General features: G+C 59.6%; 20 protein-coding genes. 12 read left to right on the top strand and 8 right to left on the bottom strand.

Going from position 1 to position 16,618, the window contains the following annotated elements; genetic code table 11:
* Positions 1-3: 3 nt before the first annotated feature.
* From ACTG4M_RS08350 to ACTG4M_RS08310, 9 genes are all read left to right on the top strand, one after another.
* Positions 4-306, top strand: coding sequence for an urease subunit gamma (locus tag ACTG4M_RS08350; protein WP_439123192.1), 303 nt, complete (start codon positions 4-6; stop codon positions 304-306).
* 15 nt (positions 307-321) lie between these two features.
* Positions 322-492: a hypothetical protein gene (locus tag ACTG4M_RS08345; RefSeq protein WP_439123191.1), complete on the top strand. Its 171-nt coding sequence runs from the start codon at positions 322-324 to the stop codon at positions 490-492.
* Positions 489-794, top strand: a complete 306-nt coding sequence (locus tag ACTG4M_RS08340) for an urease subunit beta (protein WP_439123190.1) — start codon at positions 489-491, stop codon at positions 792-794. The genes ACTG4M_RS08345 and ACTG4M_RS08340 overlap by 4 nt, the downstream gene beginning before the upstream one ends.
* Entirely contained in the window at positions 794-1,108 is a 315-nt protein-coding gene (locus ACTG4M_RS08335) for an antifreeze protein (protein WP_439123189.1), read from the top strand. Before ACTG4M_RS08340 ends, ACTG4M_RS08335 begins: the two co-directional genes overlap by 1 nt.
* A gap of 1 nt (position 1,109) precedes the next feature.
* The gene (gene ureC / locus ACTG4M_RS08330) at positions 1,110-2,870 is read left to right on the top strand and encodes an urease subunit alpha (RefSeq protein WP_439123188.1); all 1,761 of its coding nucleotides are present in this window, start codon (positions 1,110-1,112) and stop codon (positions 2,868-2,870) included.
* A gap of 120 nt (positions 2,871-2,990) precedes the next feature.
* Positions 2,991-3,431 carry an urease accessory protein UreE gene (locus ACTG4M_RS08325; RefSeq protein ID WP_439123187.1) on the top strand — a complete coding sequence of 147 codons (441 nt, stop codon included), beginning with the start codon at positions 2,991-2,993 and terminating at the stop codon, positions 3,429-3,431.
* The gene (locus ACTG4M_RS08320; RefSeq protein ID WP_439123186.1) at positions 3,403-4,053 is read left to right on the top strand and encodes an urease accessory protein UreF; all 651 of its coding nucleotides are present in this window, start codon (positions 3,403-3,405) and stop codon (positions 4,051-4,053) included. The genes ACTG4M_RS08325 and ACTG4M_RS08320 overlap by 29 nt, the downstream gene beginning before the upstream one ends.
* Positions 4,050-4,661: an urease accessory protein UreG gene (gene ureG, locus ACTG4M_RS08315; RefSeq protein WP_439123185.1), complete on the top strand. Its 612-nt coding sequence runs from the start codon at positions 4,050-4,052 to the stop codon at positions 4,659-4,661. Before ACTG4M_RS08320 ends, ureG begins: the two co-directional genes overlap by 4 nt.
* A 96-nt stretch (positions 4,662-4,757) precedes the next feature.
* On the top strand, positions 4,758-5,216 hold the full coding sequence (locus tag ACTG4M_RS08310) for an NUDIX hydrolase (RefSeq protein ID WP_439123184.1): 459 nt from the start codon (positions 4,758-4,760) through the stop codon (positions 5,214-5,216).
* Positions 5,217-5,269: 53 nt separating this feature from the next.
* Here the strand turns inward: ACTG4M_RS08310 and ACTG4M_RS08305 are convergent, their stop codons facing one another.
* Positions 5,270-6,580 (bottom strand): cytochrome-c peroxidase, encoded by a 1,311-nt coding sequence (locus ACTG4M_RS08305; protein ID WP_439123183.1) that lies wholly within the window; start codon positions 6,578-6,580, stop codon positions 5,270-5,272.
* Between ACTG4M_RS08305 and ACTG4M_RS08300 the strand changes: the two genes are divergently transcribed.
* Positions 6,566-7,042 carry a tetratricopeptide repeat protein gene (locus ACTG4M_RS08300; protein ID WP_439123182.1) on the top strand — a complete coding sequence of 159 codons (477 nt, stop codon included), beginning with the start codon at positions 6,566-6,568 and terminating at the stop codon, positions 7,040-7,042. The genes ACTG4M_RS08305 and ACTG4M_RS08300 overlap by 15 nt on opposite strands.
* Positions 7,043-7,597: 555 nt before the next feature.
* Here ACTG4M_RS08300 and fdh3B read toward each other — a convergent pair.
* The 6 genes from fdh3B to ACTG4M_RS08270 form a co-directional block, all read right to left on the bottom strand.
* Complete coding sequence (fdh3B, locus tag ACTG4M_RS08295; RefSeq protein WP_072776190.1) at positions 7,598-8,191, bottom strand: formate dehydrogenase FDH3 subunit beta; 594 nt, start codon at positions 8,189-8,191, stop codon at positions 7,598-7,600.
* A 14-nt stretch (positions 8,192-8,205) separates the two neighbouring features.
* Positions 8,206-11,094: a formate dehydrogenase subunit alpha gene (locus ACTG4M_RS08290; RefSeq protein WP_439123181.1), complete on the bottom strand. Its 2,889-nt coding sequence runs from the start codon at positions 11,092-11,094 to the stop codon at positions 8,206-8,208.
* 100 nt (positions 11,095-11,194) lie between these two features.
* Entirely contained in the window at positions 11,195-11,386 is a 192-nt protein-coding gene (locus ACTG4M_RS08285) for a ubiquinol-cytochrome c reductase iron-sulfur subunit N-terminal domain-containing protein (RefSeq protein ID WP_439123180.1), read from the bottom strand.
* 79 nt (positions 11,387-11,465) lie between these two features.
* Entirely contained in the window at positions 11,466-12,080 is a 615-nt protein-coding gene (locus tag ACTG4M_RS08280; protein WP_439123179.1) for a TorD/DmsD family molecular chaperone, read from the bottom strand.
* Positions 12,077-12,760, bottom strand: a complete 684-nt coding sequence (locus ACTG4M_RS08275) for a DUF3306 domain-containing protein (protein ID WP_439123178.1) — start codon at positions 12,758-12,760, stop codon at positions 12,077-12,079. Before ACTG4M_RS08275 ends, ACTG4M_RS08280 begins: the two co-directional genes overlap by 4 nt.
* Positions 12,757-13,323 (bottom strand): DUF3305 domain-containing protein, encoded by a 567-nt coding sequence (locus ACTG4M_RS08270; protein ID WP_439123177.1) that lies wholly within the window; start codon positions 13,321-13,323, stop codon positions 12,757-12,759. Before ACTG4M_RS08270 ends, ACTG4M_RS08275 begins: the two co-directional genes overlap by 4 nt.
* A gap of 126 nt (positions 13,324-13,449) precedes the next feature.
* Here ACTG4M_RS08270 and ACTG4M_RS08265 point away from each other — a divergent pair, with 126 nt between their 5' ends.
* The gene (locus tag ACTG4M_RS08265; protein ID WP_439123176.1) at positions 13,450-15,420 is read left to right on the top strand and encodes a 4Fe-4S binding protein; all 1,971 of its coding nucleotides are present in this window, start codon (positions 13,450-13,452) and stop codon (positions 15,418-15,420) included.
* Positions 15,421-15,476: 56 nt separating this feature from the next.
* Here the strand turns inward: ACTG4M_RS08265 and ACTG4M_RS08260 are convergent, their stop codons facing one another.
* Positions 15,477-16,244: a hypothetical protein gene (locus ACTG4M_RS08260; protein ID WP_439123175.1), complete on the bottom strand. Its 768-nt coding sequence runs from the start codon at positions 16,242-16,244 to the stop codon at positions 15,477-15,479.
* Positions 16,245-16,343: 99 nt separating this feature from the next.
* Between ACTG4M_RS08260 and ACTG4M_RS08255 the strand changes: the two genes are divergently transcribed.
* Positions 16,344-16,535 (top strand): DUF6494 family protein, encoded by a 192-nt coding sequence (locus tag ACTG4M_RS08255; protein WP_439123174.1) that lies wholly within the window; start codon positions 16,344-16,346, stop codon positions 16,533-16,535.
* Positions 16,536-16,618 lie beyond the last annotated feature (83 nt).

Raw genomic sequence — 16,618 nt, 5'->3', positions numbered from 1 at the left:
AGTATGAACCTGACCCCCCGTGAAAAAGACAAGCTGCTGGTCGCCATGGCTGCTGTGGTCGCCCGCAAGCGGCTGGAACGCGGCGTTAAGCTGAACCATCCCGAAGCGATTGCCCTGATCACCGATGCCGTGGTCGAGGGCGCGCGCGACGGGCGTAGCGTTGCTGACATGATGCAGGCCGGCGCGCAGGTTATCACCCGTGACCAATGCATGGAGGGTGTGCCCGAAATGATCCACGAGGTTCAGGTCGAAGCCACGTTTCCCGACGGTACAAAGCTTGTCACCGTTCACAACCCAATCCGCTGATCCATGAGGTTCAAAGTGAAATATATCGTTCCTGCTCTGATCATGACCGCAACGCCGGTCTTGGCGCATCCTGGCGAACATACGCACCCCCATGACGGCGCGCATTGGCTGACCCTCGCGTCCGGGCTTGGCCTGCTTGTTGTGGCGGGCGGTTTGGCCTTTGCCAAGTCGAGGTCCCGCAAATGATCCCCGGTGAGTTGTTTCCCGCCGAGGGTTCGTTGACGCTCAACCCGGACCGGCCTGCAATAATGCTGATGGTTGCCAACACTGGCGACCGGCCGGTGCAGGTGGGCAGCCATTACCATTTCGCTGAAACCAATCCGGCGCTTGAATTTGACCGCGACGCGGCCCGCGGACATCGGCTTGATATTGCGCCGGGCACGGCCGTGCGGTTTGAACCGGGGCAACGCCGCGAGGTGCAGCTGATCCCGTTGGGCGGTGCACGTCGTGTGGTCGGATTCAATCAGCAGATCATGGGAGATCTTTGATGCCCCGGATCGTTACGCCGATGGATTACTGGGTCACCGGAATGCAGGCTGGTTGGGTTCTGGCCGAAGCGCAAAGCGTCATCACGATGCGTATGATGGGGGCAATGGGCCTCTGGTCCGTGCCCAAGTCTGAAAACAAGCGGATGCTGAACGAAAAGGTGTTCGCCTTTGTCAAAGGCACAACCGACGCGTCACGCGCCGCCCTCGCTGGCGAAAGCCCGGATGTGATTGCGGCACTGGCGATCAAACCGATCCGGCAGAAAACACGCGCCAATCACCGGCGCCTGACAAAACGTGGACTAAAGAGGGCCTGATATGCCAGCAGAGATCAAACGCGCCGATTACGCCGCCATGTTCGGGCCGACCGTGGGCGACAAGCTGCGTCTGGCCGACACCGACCTGATCATCGAGGTCGAACGTGACCTAACCGCTGAAGCGGTCGGCGCGGCGACTGCCGGCGGCAGCGGAGCCAATGCACTGGTCTACGGCGAAGAGGTCAAGTTTGGTGGCGGCAAGGTAATCCGCGACGGGATGGGGCAATCCCAAGCCACCCGCGCCGACGGGGCCGTAGACACAGTCATCACCAATGCGTTGATCGTCGATTATACCGGCATTTACAAAGCCGATGTTGGTCTGCGCGATGGGCGCATCCACAAGATTGGCAAGGCGGGCAACCCGGACACTCAGCCCGGTGTCGACATTATTGTCGGCCCCGGAACCGAGGCCATCGCGGGCGAGGGGCGCATCCTGACTGCTGGCGGCTTTGACAGCCACATTCACTTTATCTGCCCGCAACAGATCGACGACGCGTTGCATTCCGGCCTGACCACGATGCTGGGCGGTGGCACCGGCCCCGCGCATGGCACACTTGCGACCACCTGCACGCCGGGTCCATGGCACATCGGCCGTATGCTGCAATCCGCTGATGCGTTCCCAATGAACCTTGCCTTTGCGGGCAAGGGCAACGCGTCACTGCCGGCTGCTTTGGAAGAGCAGGTCAAAGCTGGCGCATGCGCGCTCAAGCTGCACGAAGATTGGGGCACCACCCCCGGAGCCATCGACTGCTGTTTGTCCGTGGCCGACGCGATGGATGTACAGGTGATGATCCACACCGACACGCTCAATGAATCCGGGTTTGTCGAACACACCGTCAAGGCCATGAAGGGCCGCACGATCCACGCTTTCCACACCGAAGGGGCCGGCGGCGGGCACGCGCCGGATATCATCAAGATATGTGGTGAAGAGCATGTGCTCCCGAGCTCGACCAACCCGACACGGCCGTTCACGGTGAACACGCTGGAAGAGCATCTGGACATGCTCATGGTCTGTCACCACCTTGACAAATCTATCCCTGAGGACATCGCCTTTGCCGAAAGCCGCATTCGGCGCGAGACGATTGCTGCCGAAGACATCCTGCATGACATGGGTGCGTTTTCGATCATAGCGTCTGACAGCCAGGCGATGGGCCGCGTGGGCGAGGTGATCATCCGCACCTGGCAGACCGCCGACAAGATGAAGAAGCAACGCGGTGCGTTGGCCGAAGAAACTGGCGACAACGACAACATGCGCGTGCGCCGCTACATCGCGAAGTATACGATCAACCCGGCCATTGCCCATGGCATCAGCTCCCATATCGGTAGCATCGAAGAAGGCAAACGCGCCGACCTGTGCCTCTGGTCGCCTGCATTCTTTGGCGTGAAGCCCGAGATGGTGCTTCTGGGCGGTACAATCGTCTGCGCTCAGATGGGCGATCCAAACGCGTCGATCCCGACACCGCAACCGGTCTATTCGCGGCCGATGTTCGGCGCTTACGGGCGCAGCGTTGAAAACTCCGCCGTGGTCTTTGTATCCGAGGCGGCACAGGCCGACGGCATCGGCGAAAAGCTGGGCATCGCCAAGAAAACGCTGGCAGTTCAAAACACGCGTGGCATTGGCAAGTCTGATCTCAAGCTGAACACCGCAACCCCCAAGGTCGAGGTGAATCCTGAAACCTACGAGGTCCGTGCCGACGGTGAATTGCTGGTGTGCGAACCCGCAGAGGTTTTGCCGATGGCGCAGCGGTATTTCCTGTTTTGATCCCGGACGTCATTGTAACCACATGTTGCCAAGCGACGTGACGCGACCGACTGCGCCAATGTGGGCGCGTCACGCACCCACTAGGTTGATCGCGCAACATCGCTGTACTGAAAGTGCATTATGCTTACTGCCTCTACATATCACCCACACACCCACGGGACGCCGGCTGAGCGGATTTCCCTAAGCTATGAGGCGCGGTTCCTTCGTCGCCGTGTGCTTACCACTGACAGTGGCCTTGAGTTCCTGCTGGATCTTGAACAGACCACTTCGCTTGACCACGGCGGTGCGATCAGGCTCGAAGATGGACGCGAGATCGAAGTAACCGCTGCGCCGGAACCCCTGCTCGAAATCACCGGCGAAAATCTTGTCCGCCTCGCGTGGCATATCGGAAACCGCCACACGCCCTGTCAGGTCGAGGCCACGCGCCTGCTGATCCAGCCCGATCATGTGATCCGCGATATGCTTGGCAAGCTGGGCGCGACTGTGACGGAACGCGTTGAACCTTTCACCCCAGAGGGAGGAGCTTACGGTCATGGACGGACCCATTCTCACGCCCACTGACCCGATCCTGACGCTTGCGCAATGGCTGTCACCGGGATTTCCCATCGGGGCCTTTGCCTATTCCAGCGGGTTGGAACAGGCAATTGCCGACAAGGTCGTGACACCTGCAACATTGGAAGAGTGGCTTTCGGACATGTTGCGCGACGGAAATGGCCTGACAGATGCGCTGCTGATCCGCGCGGCAGCCACTGGCTCTGATCCGCAAGACGTTGACCAGACGGCCCGCGCCTTCAGCCCCAGCCGCGAACGCCTGCTTGAGATTGACGCGCAAGGCATCGCGTTCTGTGATCAGCTGCGCGCAAATTGGGGAATTGATGCCGCGCACCTGACCTATCCGGTGGCGCTGGGCGTTGGGATCAAACATCTGGACCTGCCCCTGACCGTTGCTGTGCAAATGTACCTGCATGCTTGGGTGAGTGCCGTTGTCGCCGCGTGCCAGCGCCTGATGGCGCTGGGCCAGACCGAGGCACAGCGCATCGTGGCAGCCCTTGCTCCGCTTTGTTCTGAGATCGCAGCGCAGGCTGAACACCAAACGCTTGACGATCTGACCAGCCAAAGCTTTGCTGCCGATATCGCAGCGATGCGTCACGAAACTCTCAGCCCAAGGATTTTCCGCACATGACCACCCGCAACGGACCCCTTCGTGTCGGCATCGGTGGCCCTGTCGGTGCAGGAAAAACCTCGCTCACTGCGGCACTTGCGCGGCGGTTGAAAGACACCCATTCGGTCGGTGTGATCACAAATGATATCTATACGCAGGAAGACGCGGAAGCGCTGATGCGCATGCAGATCCTGCCACAAGATCGGGTGATCGGGGTGGAAACTGGCGGCTGCCCTCACACCGCGATCCGTGAAGATGCATCAATCAACCTTGCTGCCGTGGCCGAGATGGTCAAACGCCACCCCGAGGTCGAAGTGGTGCTGATTGAATCCGGTGGCGACAACTTGTCCGCCACGTTCAGCCCGGAATTGGCAGACGTGACGCTGTATGTAATCGATGTGGCCGCCGGCGAGGAAATCCCCCGCAAGGGTGGCCCTGCACTGACGCGGTCGGACATTCTGGTGATCAACAAAACCGACCTCGCCCCCCATGTCGGGGCATCGCTCGAGGTGATGGATCGCGACGCCACCCGCATGCGCGAGGGACGGCCATTCGTCTTTGCGGCCATCCGGCACGATCAGGGGGTCGACGATGTTTTGACCCACCTGAAACGTCTGTCCGGGCTTTGAGCTATAGGCTCATAGGTTTCCCGAATTTGCCAAATTTACATTTTTGACATATCTTGTGTGTATAGCAGTAATAAAAACAATAAATTGCGAAGCGACATGGCAAAAACTGGCAAACAGATCGCCGCTCTCCCGATGCGGTGGAAAAAGGATGGTACGTTCCAGGTGCTAATGGTCACGTCCCGCGATACGGGACGGTGGATCATGCCAAAGGGTTGGACCATGAACGGGAAAAAACCCTGGACTGCGGCCGAGATTGAAGCCCTGGAAGAAGCGGGCGCACTTGGTTACATCGGTCAGGAAGTGATCGGCGCATATACCTACAAGAAAAAACTGGATGACGGAACCGCGCTCAAATGCGAGGTCGATGTTTATCCGATGGTTGTTGAAAAACTCAAACGCAATTGGAAAGAGCGCGACCAGCGCAAACGCAAATGGTTCTCTGCCAAGGGGGCCGCCAAACGGGTGAGCGAGCCGAAACTTGCGGACCTGTTGCGCAGCCTTTCCAAAAAGCCGGCCAATCAGCCGGTCATTCGGGAATTTCTAAAGGCCTCGTAACCGGGGTAAATCCATCACAGGATTTAACAAAGCAGGCTCGCGCGTTTTGTGTCTCAATCGACGGGTAATCCGCTTGGCACACTCTCTGGTCGCCCCAATGGCCTTTCTAGCGCAGTCACCCCAGTCAAGCTGTCCAGAAACGCCACGATGTCGTCCACCTGATCGTCGCTCAACGACACCGGGCGCACATCTAGCGTCGCCGCGTGGCGCGCCATTTCCAGACGGTCCGACTGAATCACAAAGTCGACTTCTTGCAACCACGGCACCTGTGGCAATGCCGCCTTTTCCGGTACCCATTGGGCGCGCATGGTCACTGGATCGGCCATGTGTCGCACCATGTCGCGCAGGCTGTCATAAGCCCCGTTATGTCCGTAAGGCGCAGTCAGCGCGACATTGCGCAAAGGCGGTGTGCGAAAGCGGTAAGCATCTTCCAGATCATCCGTCGCACCCATGCGCCCGACATCGCGCGGCATAGGATCCCATACGCGCGTGCGGCCGGGGCCAAACGGCGGCAAAGCCATTGCGTGAAAGTCCTGATCGCTCAGCAACGGGCCGTTGTGGCATTGCGCACAGCGCGCTGCACCAAAGAACAACTGTCGTCCGCGTTCGGCAGCGGCGGGCAGGGGGGTGCCATCGGTCAGAAACGCATCGTAGGGGCTGTCATAATTGGCCCATTCGGTGCCGATAAATGCGGCCAACGCGTTGCCAATCTCGACAATCGTCACATCCTGGGGCCGGTCGATATGATCGAACGCGCGCACGAACATCGCACCATACGCGGGGATTGTCCGAACCCGTTTGGCCAGGATCGGCCAGGCCAGATCAATGCGATCCGTCACAGCACCAATCACTTCGTTTTCGCCGGTGTTCCCGGCCATTTCGAACTGCGCTGTCATGGGGAACAGCGCTTGCGCCGCCAGCAGAGAATTCAGGCCCTTTGGCAACCACTCCTCTGCGGGGCTGTCAAATCCGTTACCATAGATGTCCGAGACCTCCAGCCGCCCGTCATGGAACATCACCCGCACGTCTCGGTGCCCAAGGTTCCACAGGGCAGGCGCGTTGCGCGGGATGCGTTTGTGAATGCGGTCAGGTCCGTCACCCGGCGTTCTATCGGGCCCCAGACCGGTGCCGCCCTCACCGATGCCCAGCGACAACCCGTCACTTCCGCCCAGATCATGATGGTGGCAGGTTCCGCACGAGATATTCCTGTTTCCGCTCAGAATCTTGTCGTAAAACAACAGCTGACCCAGCCGTGCCTGATCGGCATCAAAGGCGATGAAATCGTCGGCTGTGATCGGTTGCGCCAGTGCAGCCGGGGCAGCCAAAGACAGAGTGAAGAACAGACCAAGATGAAGCTGACCCATTGGATTTTTGCCTGCTGCCTGATGGCGGCCCCCGCCTTTGCCGATATCGAAGACGCGCGTGACCTGATGGAGGAAGGCCGCTTTGAGGAGGCGTACGATGCCCTCTGGCCCGCCGCGCGGTCCGGCAATGCCGAGGCCGAGGAACTGATCGGCGTCATGTACGCGTTGGGGCTGGGTGTCGAACAGGACTACGTCCGCGCCTTCGACTGGTACCTGCGCGCGTCGCTCAAAGGCCACCCCGGTGCGCAATCGGGCATCGGCTGGTACTATGAAACCGGCCTCGGGTTGCCCGCCCCCGACCTCGTCCGCGCGTTCCTGTGGTATCAACTCAGCACCATCGGAGGCGACCCCGACGCCGCCATCTCGGTCGAGGAAGTGGTCAAGAAAATGACGCCTGATCAGATCGAACATGCCCAATCCCTCGTGGACGACTACCGGGTCTGGCTCTACCCGTTCCGCTAAGTTTCGCGGATGTCGTTAACAGGGGCAAGTGGCAGGAGTGTGGCGTTTGTTGTGTAGGTTGCGTGATTTCACGCACCATTTTATGCATCCGAACTCTCGTTTTGTTGCGTGAAATCACGCACCCTACGGTTGGTATGGGCCACCCAACCGCACGCCCCATTTCGAACCCGTTAACCAACCCTCCCGCATACACCCGCCCACAAAGCGCTTTGAGCGGGAAGGGTCACTCCCATGCCGCGACACCACAGAACTGACACCCTCTCATATGCCGGAAGGCTGACCATGAGAGACCGGTCTGAACAGGCTCTGGCATCCCCAGAGTACAGGTCACGCGTTGAATCGCGGATTTGAGAGAACCGTCAGGCCCATAAGGGCGGCGCCGCTTCTTCTGTGAGATACAATTAACGGTCAGGCAATAGCCCGACCATCACTTCATCCAACCGGCGGGGCTGACCCAACCGGCCACAGGATGTTGCGCAGGTAATAAACCCCAAAAGAAAAAGCCCCGGAGCGTGCTCCGGGGCCTTTCGTGTCGTCAAACCGATCCGTTTGGGATCAGCCGTCTTTCTGGTCGTAGGCTGTGCCCCAGCCCCAAGCGCCGGACCCGAAACCACGGGCCACAACACGCTCGCGGTAGATCGAGGCAACGATGTCGCCATCGCCCGCCAGCAATGCCTTGGTTGCGCACATCTCGGCGCAGATCGGCAGCTTGCCTTCGTCGATCCGGTTGCGGCCGTACTTTGCGAACTCGGCTGTGGAGTGGTTCTCTTCCGGGCCACCGGCGCAGAAGGTGCACTTGTCCATCTTGCCACGGCTGCCGAAGTTGCCCGCTTGCGGGTACTGCGGTGCGCCGAAGGGGCAGGCGTAGAAGCAGTAGCCGCAGCCAATGCAGAGGTCCTTGGAGTGCAGGACCACGCCTTCTTCGTTCTGGTAGAAGCAATCCACCGGACAGACGGCCATACAGGGCGCGTCCGAACAATGCATGCAAGCCACCGAGATCGACCGTTCGCCGGGCTTGCCATCATTGATGGTCACCACCTTGCGGCGGTTGATGCCCCACGGAACTTCGTGCTCGTTTTTACAGGCTGTGACGCAGGCGTTGCATTCAATGCAGCGTTCGGCGTCGACAAGGAATTTAGCTCGTGCCATGTCTCAGGTCCTCCTCAAGCTGCCATGATTTTACAAAGTGTGGCTTTGGTTTCCTGCATCTGGGTCACCGAGTCATACCCGTAGGTCTGCGCGGTGTTTGTCGATTCACCCAAGACATATGGATCGGCGCCTTCAGGATACTTGGACCGCTGGTCCTCGCCCTGATAGTGACCGCCAAAGTGGAATGGCATGAACGCCACGCCCGGTGCGACCCGTTCGGTCAGCATGGCCATAACCTTGACCTTGCCGCCTTCGGGGCCTTCGACCCAGACCTGCGCACCATCCCGCACACCAAGGTCATTGGCGTCACGCGGGTTGATTTCGATGAACATGTCCTGCTGCAGTTCGGCCAGCCACGGGTTTGACCGTGTCTCGTCACCGCCACCTTCGTATTCGACCAGGCGGCCGGACGTGAGGATGATCGGGTAATCCGCCGAGAAGTCATTGGCCTGGATCGACTTGTACATCGTCGGCACACGCCAGAACTTCTTGTCCTCATAGGTCGGGTAGTCGGCCACGAGGTCATAGCGGTTGGTATAGAGCGGTTCGCGGTGTTTCGGCACCGGATCCGGGAAAGTCCACACCACGGCACGGGCCTTGGCGTTGCCGAAGGGCGCACATTCGTGCTTGATCGCGACCCGCTGGATGCCGCCTGACAGGTCGGTTTTCCAGTTGGTCTTTGGACCAGCTACGGCGTCGATCGCTGCGCGTTCGTCATCCGTCAGATCGCCGTCCCATCCAAGGTCCATGAGCATCTGCATGGTGAATTCAGGGTAGCCATCCTGAATTTCCGAATTCGCAGAGGCCACGCCCTCGGCCAACAGGTTGTCGCCATCCTTTTCCACACCAAAACGGGCGCGGAAGGTCAGGCCACCTTTGGAGACCGGCAGCGACATGTCGTAGAGGTTCGGCGTGCCGGGATGGTTCATCTCGGGGGTGCCCCAAGCAGGCCATGGCATCCCGTAGTAATCGCCATCTGCCGGGCCACCAATGGCCTGAAGCGTGGTGCGATCAAAGGTGTGCTGGTTCGCCATGTGCAGCTTGAGCCGCTCTGGCGACTGGCCGGTATAGCCGATGGTCCACATGCCGCGGTTGAATTCGCGGGTGATGTCTTCGACGTTCGGCGTCACGCCATCGTCTTCGATCGCGATGTTGCGGAAGATCTTGTCGTGGAAGCCGAACTTCTGCGCAAACAGACCCATGATCTCGTGGTCTGTCTTCGATTCGAACATCGGTGCCATGACCTGATCGCGCCACTGGATCGATCGGTTCGAAGCGGTGACAGAGCCACGTGTTTCGAACTGCGTCGTTGCCGGCAGCAGGTACACGCCATCGGTGCGATCATGCAAAACAGCAGACACAGTCGGGAACGGATCGATCACGACCAGCGTGTCGAGCTTTTCCATCGCGGTCTTCATTTCTGGCAGACGGGTCTGCGAGTTGGGCGCGTGGCCCCACAGAACCATCACACGGGTGTTGTCCGGCTGGTCAAGGTTTTCCTTGTCTTCCAGAACACCGTCGATCCAGCGCGACACCGGGATACCCGTCAGGTTCATCATCGGCGTATCGCCAACAGTTTCCTGCGAGAACTGACCCTTGAGCCAATCCAGGTCTTCTTCCCAGACGCGCGCCCAGTGGGCCCACGAACCTGCGGACAGGCCATAATAGCCGGGCAGGGTGTCAGCCAGAACGCCAAGGTCGGTTGCGCCCTGCACGTTGTCGTGGCCACGGAAGATGTTGGTGCCACCACCGGCCTGACCCATGTTGCCCAAAGCAAGCTGAAGCACACAATAGGCGCGGGTGTTGTTGTTGCCGTTGGTGTGCTGCGTGCCACCCATGCACCAGATCACGGTGCCGGGACGGTTGTTGGCCAGTGTCCGCGCGACGCGCTCAAGCTGCGAACCGGGGGCACCGGTGACGCGCTCGACCTCTTCGGGGTTCCACTTGGCGACTTCTTCCTTGATCTGGTCCATACCCCAGACACGGGTGCGAATGAACTCTTTGTCCTCCCAGCCGTTTTCGAAGATGTGCCAGAGGATGCCCCAGACCAGCGCCACGTCTGAACCCGGACGGAAGCGGACATATTCGTCAGCGTGCGCGGCTGTGCGTGTGAAACGCGGGTCGCAGACAATAACCGGAGCGTTGTTCTGCTCTTTTGCCTTGAGGATGTGCAGCAGGGACACCGGGTGCGCTTCGGCAGGGTTGCCGCCGATCAGGAAGATCGCACGCGACTTATGGATGTCGTTGTAGCTGTTGGTCATGGCGCCGTAGCCCCATGTGTTCGCCACACCGGCCACAGTGGTTGAGTGGCAGATACGCGCCTGGTGGTCGATGTTGTTCGTGCCCCAATAGGCGGCGAACTTGCGCATCAGGTAGGCTTGTTCGTTGTTGTGCTTGGCGGAACCGAGCCAGTAGACCGAGTCAGGGCCGCTTTCGTCGCGGACCTCAAGCATCTTGTCACCGATCTCGTTGATCGCCTGCTCCCACGAGATGCGCTTCCACTCTCCACCCTCTTTCTTCATCGGGTACTTGAGGCGGCGTTCGCCATGGGCGTGCTCGCGGACGGCAGCACCTTTGGCGCAGTGGGCGCCAAGGTTGAACGGGCTGTCCCAGCCGGGCTCTTGCCCGATCCAGACGCCGTTGCTGACTTCTGCAACAACGGTACAGCCGACCGAGCAGTGTGTGCAGACGGATTTAACGGTCTCAACCGCGCCGTTGACGGCGGATTGTGCGCTGGCTTGCGTGACAGCACCACCTGTGGCGCTGATCGCGGCAAGACCACCGATGGCCAGGCCTGATCCGCGCAGGAACGAACGTCTGTCGACAGATTTATTGGCGACTTCCGAGATCAGGCCGGTCCGCGCAGCGCGCCGTGTCAGCCCTCCGGTTTTCTTTCTTAGCATGGTATCCCTCTCAAGCTACCTTTGGCGCTGTGCGCCGTCGGCGGGGTTGCGATCTGTAGCCCAGTTGAGTCGGGCGACAGAGAAGGTGACGTACGAGGTTTCAGAACCGAGTACTGGCGAGATAGGCGCGGGTGTGTGCGGTGTCTTGCATCTTACCGTCGGCCTTGGGCGTTTCTGCTGCTTCGGCTTGGGTGCCTGACACAGCGACTGCCGCCACTGCAGCGGGGGCTGCGGTGCCTGCCAGTTTCAGAAAATCACGGCGGCTTTTGGACGCCTCGGTTTTCTCAGTCATGGAAGGTTCCTCCCTTCTTTCTGTTTGGTGCGACACGGTGGCCGCTGGGTGACGGTTGCCCGTCAGGTGCAATCCCGACTTATGCCGGGGTTAGTCTGAACGCTTCGCGCTCAATCTTCATGAATGCCTGCCCGACCGACCCGACAGCGCTGTAAAGCATCGCGGTCTTTGCGGTTTCCAGATCGGCATAAAAATGTCCTGCCCATGGCGCAATGTGCCTGTTGAAGAAGGTCTTTTGATCTTCAAGCGTGGATGGCGTGGAAAAGCGTCCGACAATCAACCCGCCCATCACTTCCATCAGCGTGGCGATGTTGTCTTCTGGCTCGTAAACATTGGGCGCGCGTTCGATGCGGCGCGCCGACAGATCGCTGCGCAAAACGGCCAACGGTTTTTCGTGCAGAAACCCTGTCAGGTAAAAGCTGGCATAGGGGAGCAGTTCGCCGCGACCCAGACCAATGAACAGCTTGTTGAATTCGCGCTCGGCCTGTTCGGGCGTAGTGGTCTTGGCGCAGTCGGCGAGGCGAGTAATTGCCTGACCAAGATCGGTCTCGTCGCCAGTCAGACCAGCGGTTTGGGACAACAAGAGTTCATCGGGCGGCGCTGACAGGATCAGGCCAAGGAAGTTATAAAGATCCGCCCTAAGGCGATCTTCGTCTGACACCGATGGCGAGGGCTGAGCCGCGCTCATTGTCATCCCGTCTCACTTTCAATTTTGAATCGCATCCGGCGAGGACGCATAGGTTCCGTTTCCACTGTATCCAATGGTGTGCCGTCGGCATATTCATCGCCGTCCGGATTGACCCCTACCATGGTCGTAGATGCAGGTGCGGAAATTGCATTATCTTGCATATTTTCCGTAATTGCCGTGGTTTCCGGCTCTGAATCCAGATCAGGCTCTGCCATAGTGATTTCCGACAGATTCTGTGGGGCATCAATGTGTTCGCCGCTTTGCGCCGCGATTTTGGCGCGCTCTTGTTCTTCGAGCGCCTGTACATGGCGTAGCATTCCCTTGCCGACCTGGTACGCAGTTTTTACGCCCGGCGCATCAGTTGCAGCATTGGTGAAATCGCCATCGTAATCGTTTAGCCCGTCAAGATTTGCGAGCACTGGATTGAGCCGCCACAGCTGCCGCATCGCGCGGCGGCGCAGCCGTTCGGGCACAGCCTTGTTCATGAAACCTGCGATGTCCTGACCGGGTTCAAGACTGTCGGGATCGGGAAGGCCAAACTCTTCGAGAATTTCAGCATCGGTTTTTTCTTCAAGCTCGGCTTGCGTCGCTTCGACCTCTGCGGCCTCGACCTTGCGGGCCTCTTCTGCTTCTTCGGCCTCGACCCGCGCCTTGCGGCGGGACCAGAAATCTGATCCCCGGCTCATGACGGGCGGGCCTTTCGCGTGCTCGATGGTGCGCGGTAGACATCGCTCACCTGCGCGATACGCGGATCGCCTTTGCCATCTTCGACCTTGTCCTCGAGATACCGCTTGCGCTTGCGTTTGACGAAGGGTTCCTCGACGAAATGCAGGTCGGTCCATTCTTGAACCCACGCAACAAGGGCAGGCGGCATTGGCACCTTTTCCACCACATCGTCTCCGCCATCGGCATATTGCATCGCCTCATGCGGATTGGCCGTGATGAGCTTGACCTTGTAGGGCCAGTCGTCCTCGCCGGGTTGGAGCACGACATAGGCGCAGACCACCTGCTCCGCGAGGCCAATGCGGTATGCCTCTGCATCTGTACGCCAGAGGGTCAGGGTTGCAGTGCCGACATGGAATTCGGTTACGTCACCATCCTCGCGCAGCAGTTTCCAATGCGCAGGTGCGGCGCCCGGCGTCAATGCGGTGGGGGTATAGGCCCATTTCTGCCATCGGGTCACACCCGGTTTGCGTTGGATGACAACGCCCACGGGCATCTCTATTGAACGGTTATCGGTCTTGGTCAAACGCGTGTCCTCCCCAGTCCGGCCTCACGGGCGCGGTTGACATCTGCGTAGCATAGCCCTTGGGTAAGTCCAAATATCAAACCAGCGACAAGAGACCACGCAGGCACGTGCCGCGAAAGGGCCGAGATGGGAACCAAACTACTTCTATGTGACTGTCTTGGCAGTCAAAATGTTGATGCAGCACGGATTGACGATGTCACGTCGCTTGATCCGACCAAGGTCTACACGAACCTGTGTGGCACGCAGGCCGAGTCTGCGGCCAAGGCGATGGAAGACGGCGATGTGATGATCGCCTGCGCACAGGAAAGCGCGTTTTTCGAGATGCTGGCCGAGGAGTTAGGCGTCGATACCCCCGTCTTTGTCGACATCCGTGATCGTGCGGGCTGGAGCGATCAGGGCGCGTCTGCTGGACCAAAGCAAGCTGCCCTTGCAGCAGAGGCGGCGTTGCGGTTACCGGTGCCAAAGGTGGTCGATGTTGTCAGTGAAGGCACCTGTTTGATCATCGGCGCGGGCGATGCGGTGTTCTCAGCAGCTGCACAGCTTTGCGATACGCTCGCCGTGACGGTGTTGCAGACTGACATTTCTGATGTGCCGCTGGATCGGCGTTTCGATGTGGTCCGGGGGCATGTGCGCACCCTCGGTGGCGCGCTGGGGCAATTCGAAGTCAAGATCAACGGGTTTTCCCAATTGCTGCCGGGTGGCCGTGGCGCGTTCACCTTCAGTGATCCCAAAGACGGGGCGATGTCTGAATGTGATATTGTTGTCGATCTGACGAGCGAACCTGCCATGGTGCCCGCGCCGCACAAGCGTGAAGGGTATCTGCGCGCTGATCCGCGCCAGCCGGTGGCGGTTGCGGCTGTTCTGGCCGAGGCGGCGCAGATGGTCGGCACCTTTGAAAAGCCGCTTTATATCGCTTTGGAACCTGCTTTGTGCGCCCACAGCCGCGCCGAACAAACAGGCTGTTCCAAATGCCTCAACATCTGCCCAACGGGCGCGATCACGTCTGCGGGCGATCACGTCGCAATCGATCCGATGATCTGCGCGGGCTGCGGTGCCTGTGCGGCGCTTTGCCCGTCGGGTGCCATCGCATATGACGCGCCGCCGGTGTCCGCAGTGTTCCGGCGTTTGGACGCGCTGTCGTCAACTTATCGCAAGGCTGGCGGCAAAGCGCCCCGGCTCTTGGTGCATGATGCGGATCATGGGGCTGAGATGATCAGCCTTGCTGCGCGTTTTGGCCGAGGTCTGCCTGCGGATGTGATCCCGTTCGCGATGGACAGTCTTGCCGCCTTTGGTCATGCCGAGATGATGGCGGCCCTCAGCTGTGGCTTTGCGTCGGTGGATGTTTTGCTCGCCCCGCGCACCGAACGCGATACGCCAGAACATGAGGCCGCGCTGGCAAATGCGCTGTCTGGTGGTGGCCGGGTTCAGGTGCTCGACCTCGTTGATCCCGACGCGTTGAGCGATCACCTTTACGGCGGGGTGGTGTCGGATACGGTGGCCACTCCGAGCCTGCCCATCGGCACCCGCCGTCAGGTTGCACGTGTGTCGGCGCAAGCGATGAACCCCGAAGCCGAGATTTTGCCGTTGCCCGAAAGCGCCCCTTATGGCGCAGTTCTGGTCAACCAAGATTCTTGTACGTTGTGCCTGAGCTGCGTTTCGCTTTGCCCGTCGGGCGCACTCGGCGACAACCCGGACCTGCCGCAACTGCTGTTCCAAGAGGACGCCTGCCTGCAATGCGGACTTTGCGCCACGATCTGCCCGGAGACAGCGATCACGCTTGAGCCGCGCATGAACCTGACCGATGCGGCGTTCAGCCAAGTGGTGTTGAACGAGGAAGAGCCGTTTGCCTGTATCGAATGCGGCGCTTTGTTCGGGGTAAAGTCGACCATCGAAAAGATCACCGAAAAGCTGGTGGGCAAGCATTCGATGTTCGCCACCAGCGACGCGGCCAAGATGATCCAGATGTGTGACAATTGCCGAATTCAGGCGCAGTACCATTCGCAGAACAATCCGTTCGCGCTGGGCGAGCCGCGTATTCCGCGCACGACGGATGATTACCTTAAAGAAACGCCGTATTCGAAGCGTAAGGATCATTGAACAGAAAGCCGTTTCGAAACAGCTCTGGTAAGCGCGTGTAACCGCGTTTGCCCTTGTTAATCCTGCATCGACTGCACTGGGCGACCCAGATCCGCTGGCGGGATACCTTGCACAAACGCCATGATGTTTTCCAGATCATCGAGTGTCATCTCGACGGCTGCGATCGGTGAAGGGCGGGTGGCATCAAATGGTTCGGTTACGTCGGTAATCTGAGTGAACGCCGGATGTGGGTTCAACACGTAGAAGGCCTGAAACCTGTCCTCCCAATCGCGCAACGTGCGCAAAACGGCAAAGGACGGGGTGGATCCAATAGAGTTCATGCGGTTCTTGTCATTGACCACGTGACAGCGCCCGCAATGCGAAAGCGATGCCTCTTCGCCGCGAAGCGCGTCACCGTCATAGGTGATTTCCACCACAACTTTCTTAACCTCGACTTGCGAGGTGAACAGCTGTGCGCCATCGACCTGGTAGCTGTCGACCGTGTTGCGCCCGACATCCGAGCGCAGCCAATCGGCAAAGCGCTGGGCGTCTGGGTCGTCGCCCGGGTCGAATTTCCAAACGGTGTCTAACCCCTGAAACGCAACCATACCGATAGAGCCGAACTGCGCGTCGGCAGCGGCGCCGGGTTCTGCCAGCGTGATCCGCGTCTGGGTCTTGAGCGAAAAGCGCGGCAGGATGAATTTCAGCAGCCCGGAGTCGACCAGTGCGTCCGGCGCGGTCAGTGTAAAGGTCTTGTCCTGCGCTTGCGCCGGAGCGGTCAGCCCGAATGCCGTAAGCGCGAGCACAGTCATCCAAAAAGACAGGTGTTTTCCGATTGCGGTCATTAAGCAGCGCCTCCTCGCTTGAAAGCCTAATGGCGCTGGCTTACACCCGTCAACGCTTCAACTCGCAAAGAACGAGCCGATGCCCAAGGGAGAAGACTGATGAGCGAAGATTTCAACATGTCCATGCGCAAGTTCCTCAAGCAGGTTGGGGTCACCTCCCAGCAGGCCATCGAAGAGGCGATGCGCAACGCTGACACCAGCGGCAAGACCTTTGATGCCAAGGTGGTTTTGACGATTGACGGGCTCGATTTCGAGCATGTGGTGACCGGCAAGATCAAGGGACAAGACTGACGTGGCATTGGATCGTGACGCGGTTCTGGCCGCACTGAAAGCCGTGACCGACCCGGTCTCGGGGCAAGATATCGTGGCCGCGG

It is taken from the genome of Marivita sp. (assembly GCF_965656765.1).
Lineage (GTDB): Bacteria > Pseudomonadota > Alphaproteobacteria > Rhodobacterales > Rhodobacteraceae > Marivita.
Note: the sequence above shows the minus strand (reverse complement) of the source record. Positions and strands in the feature narration are given on the sequence as shown.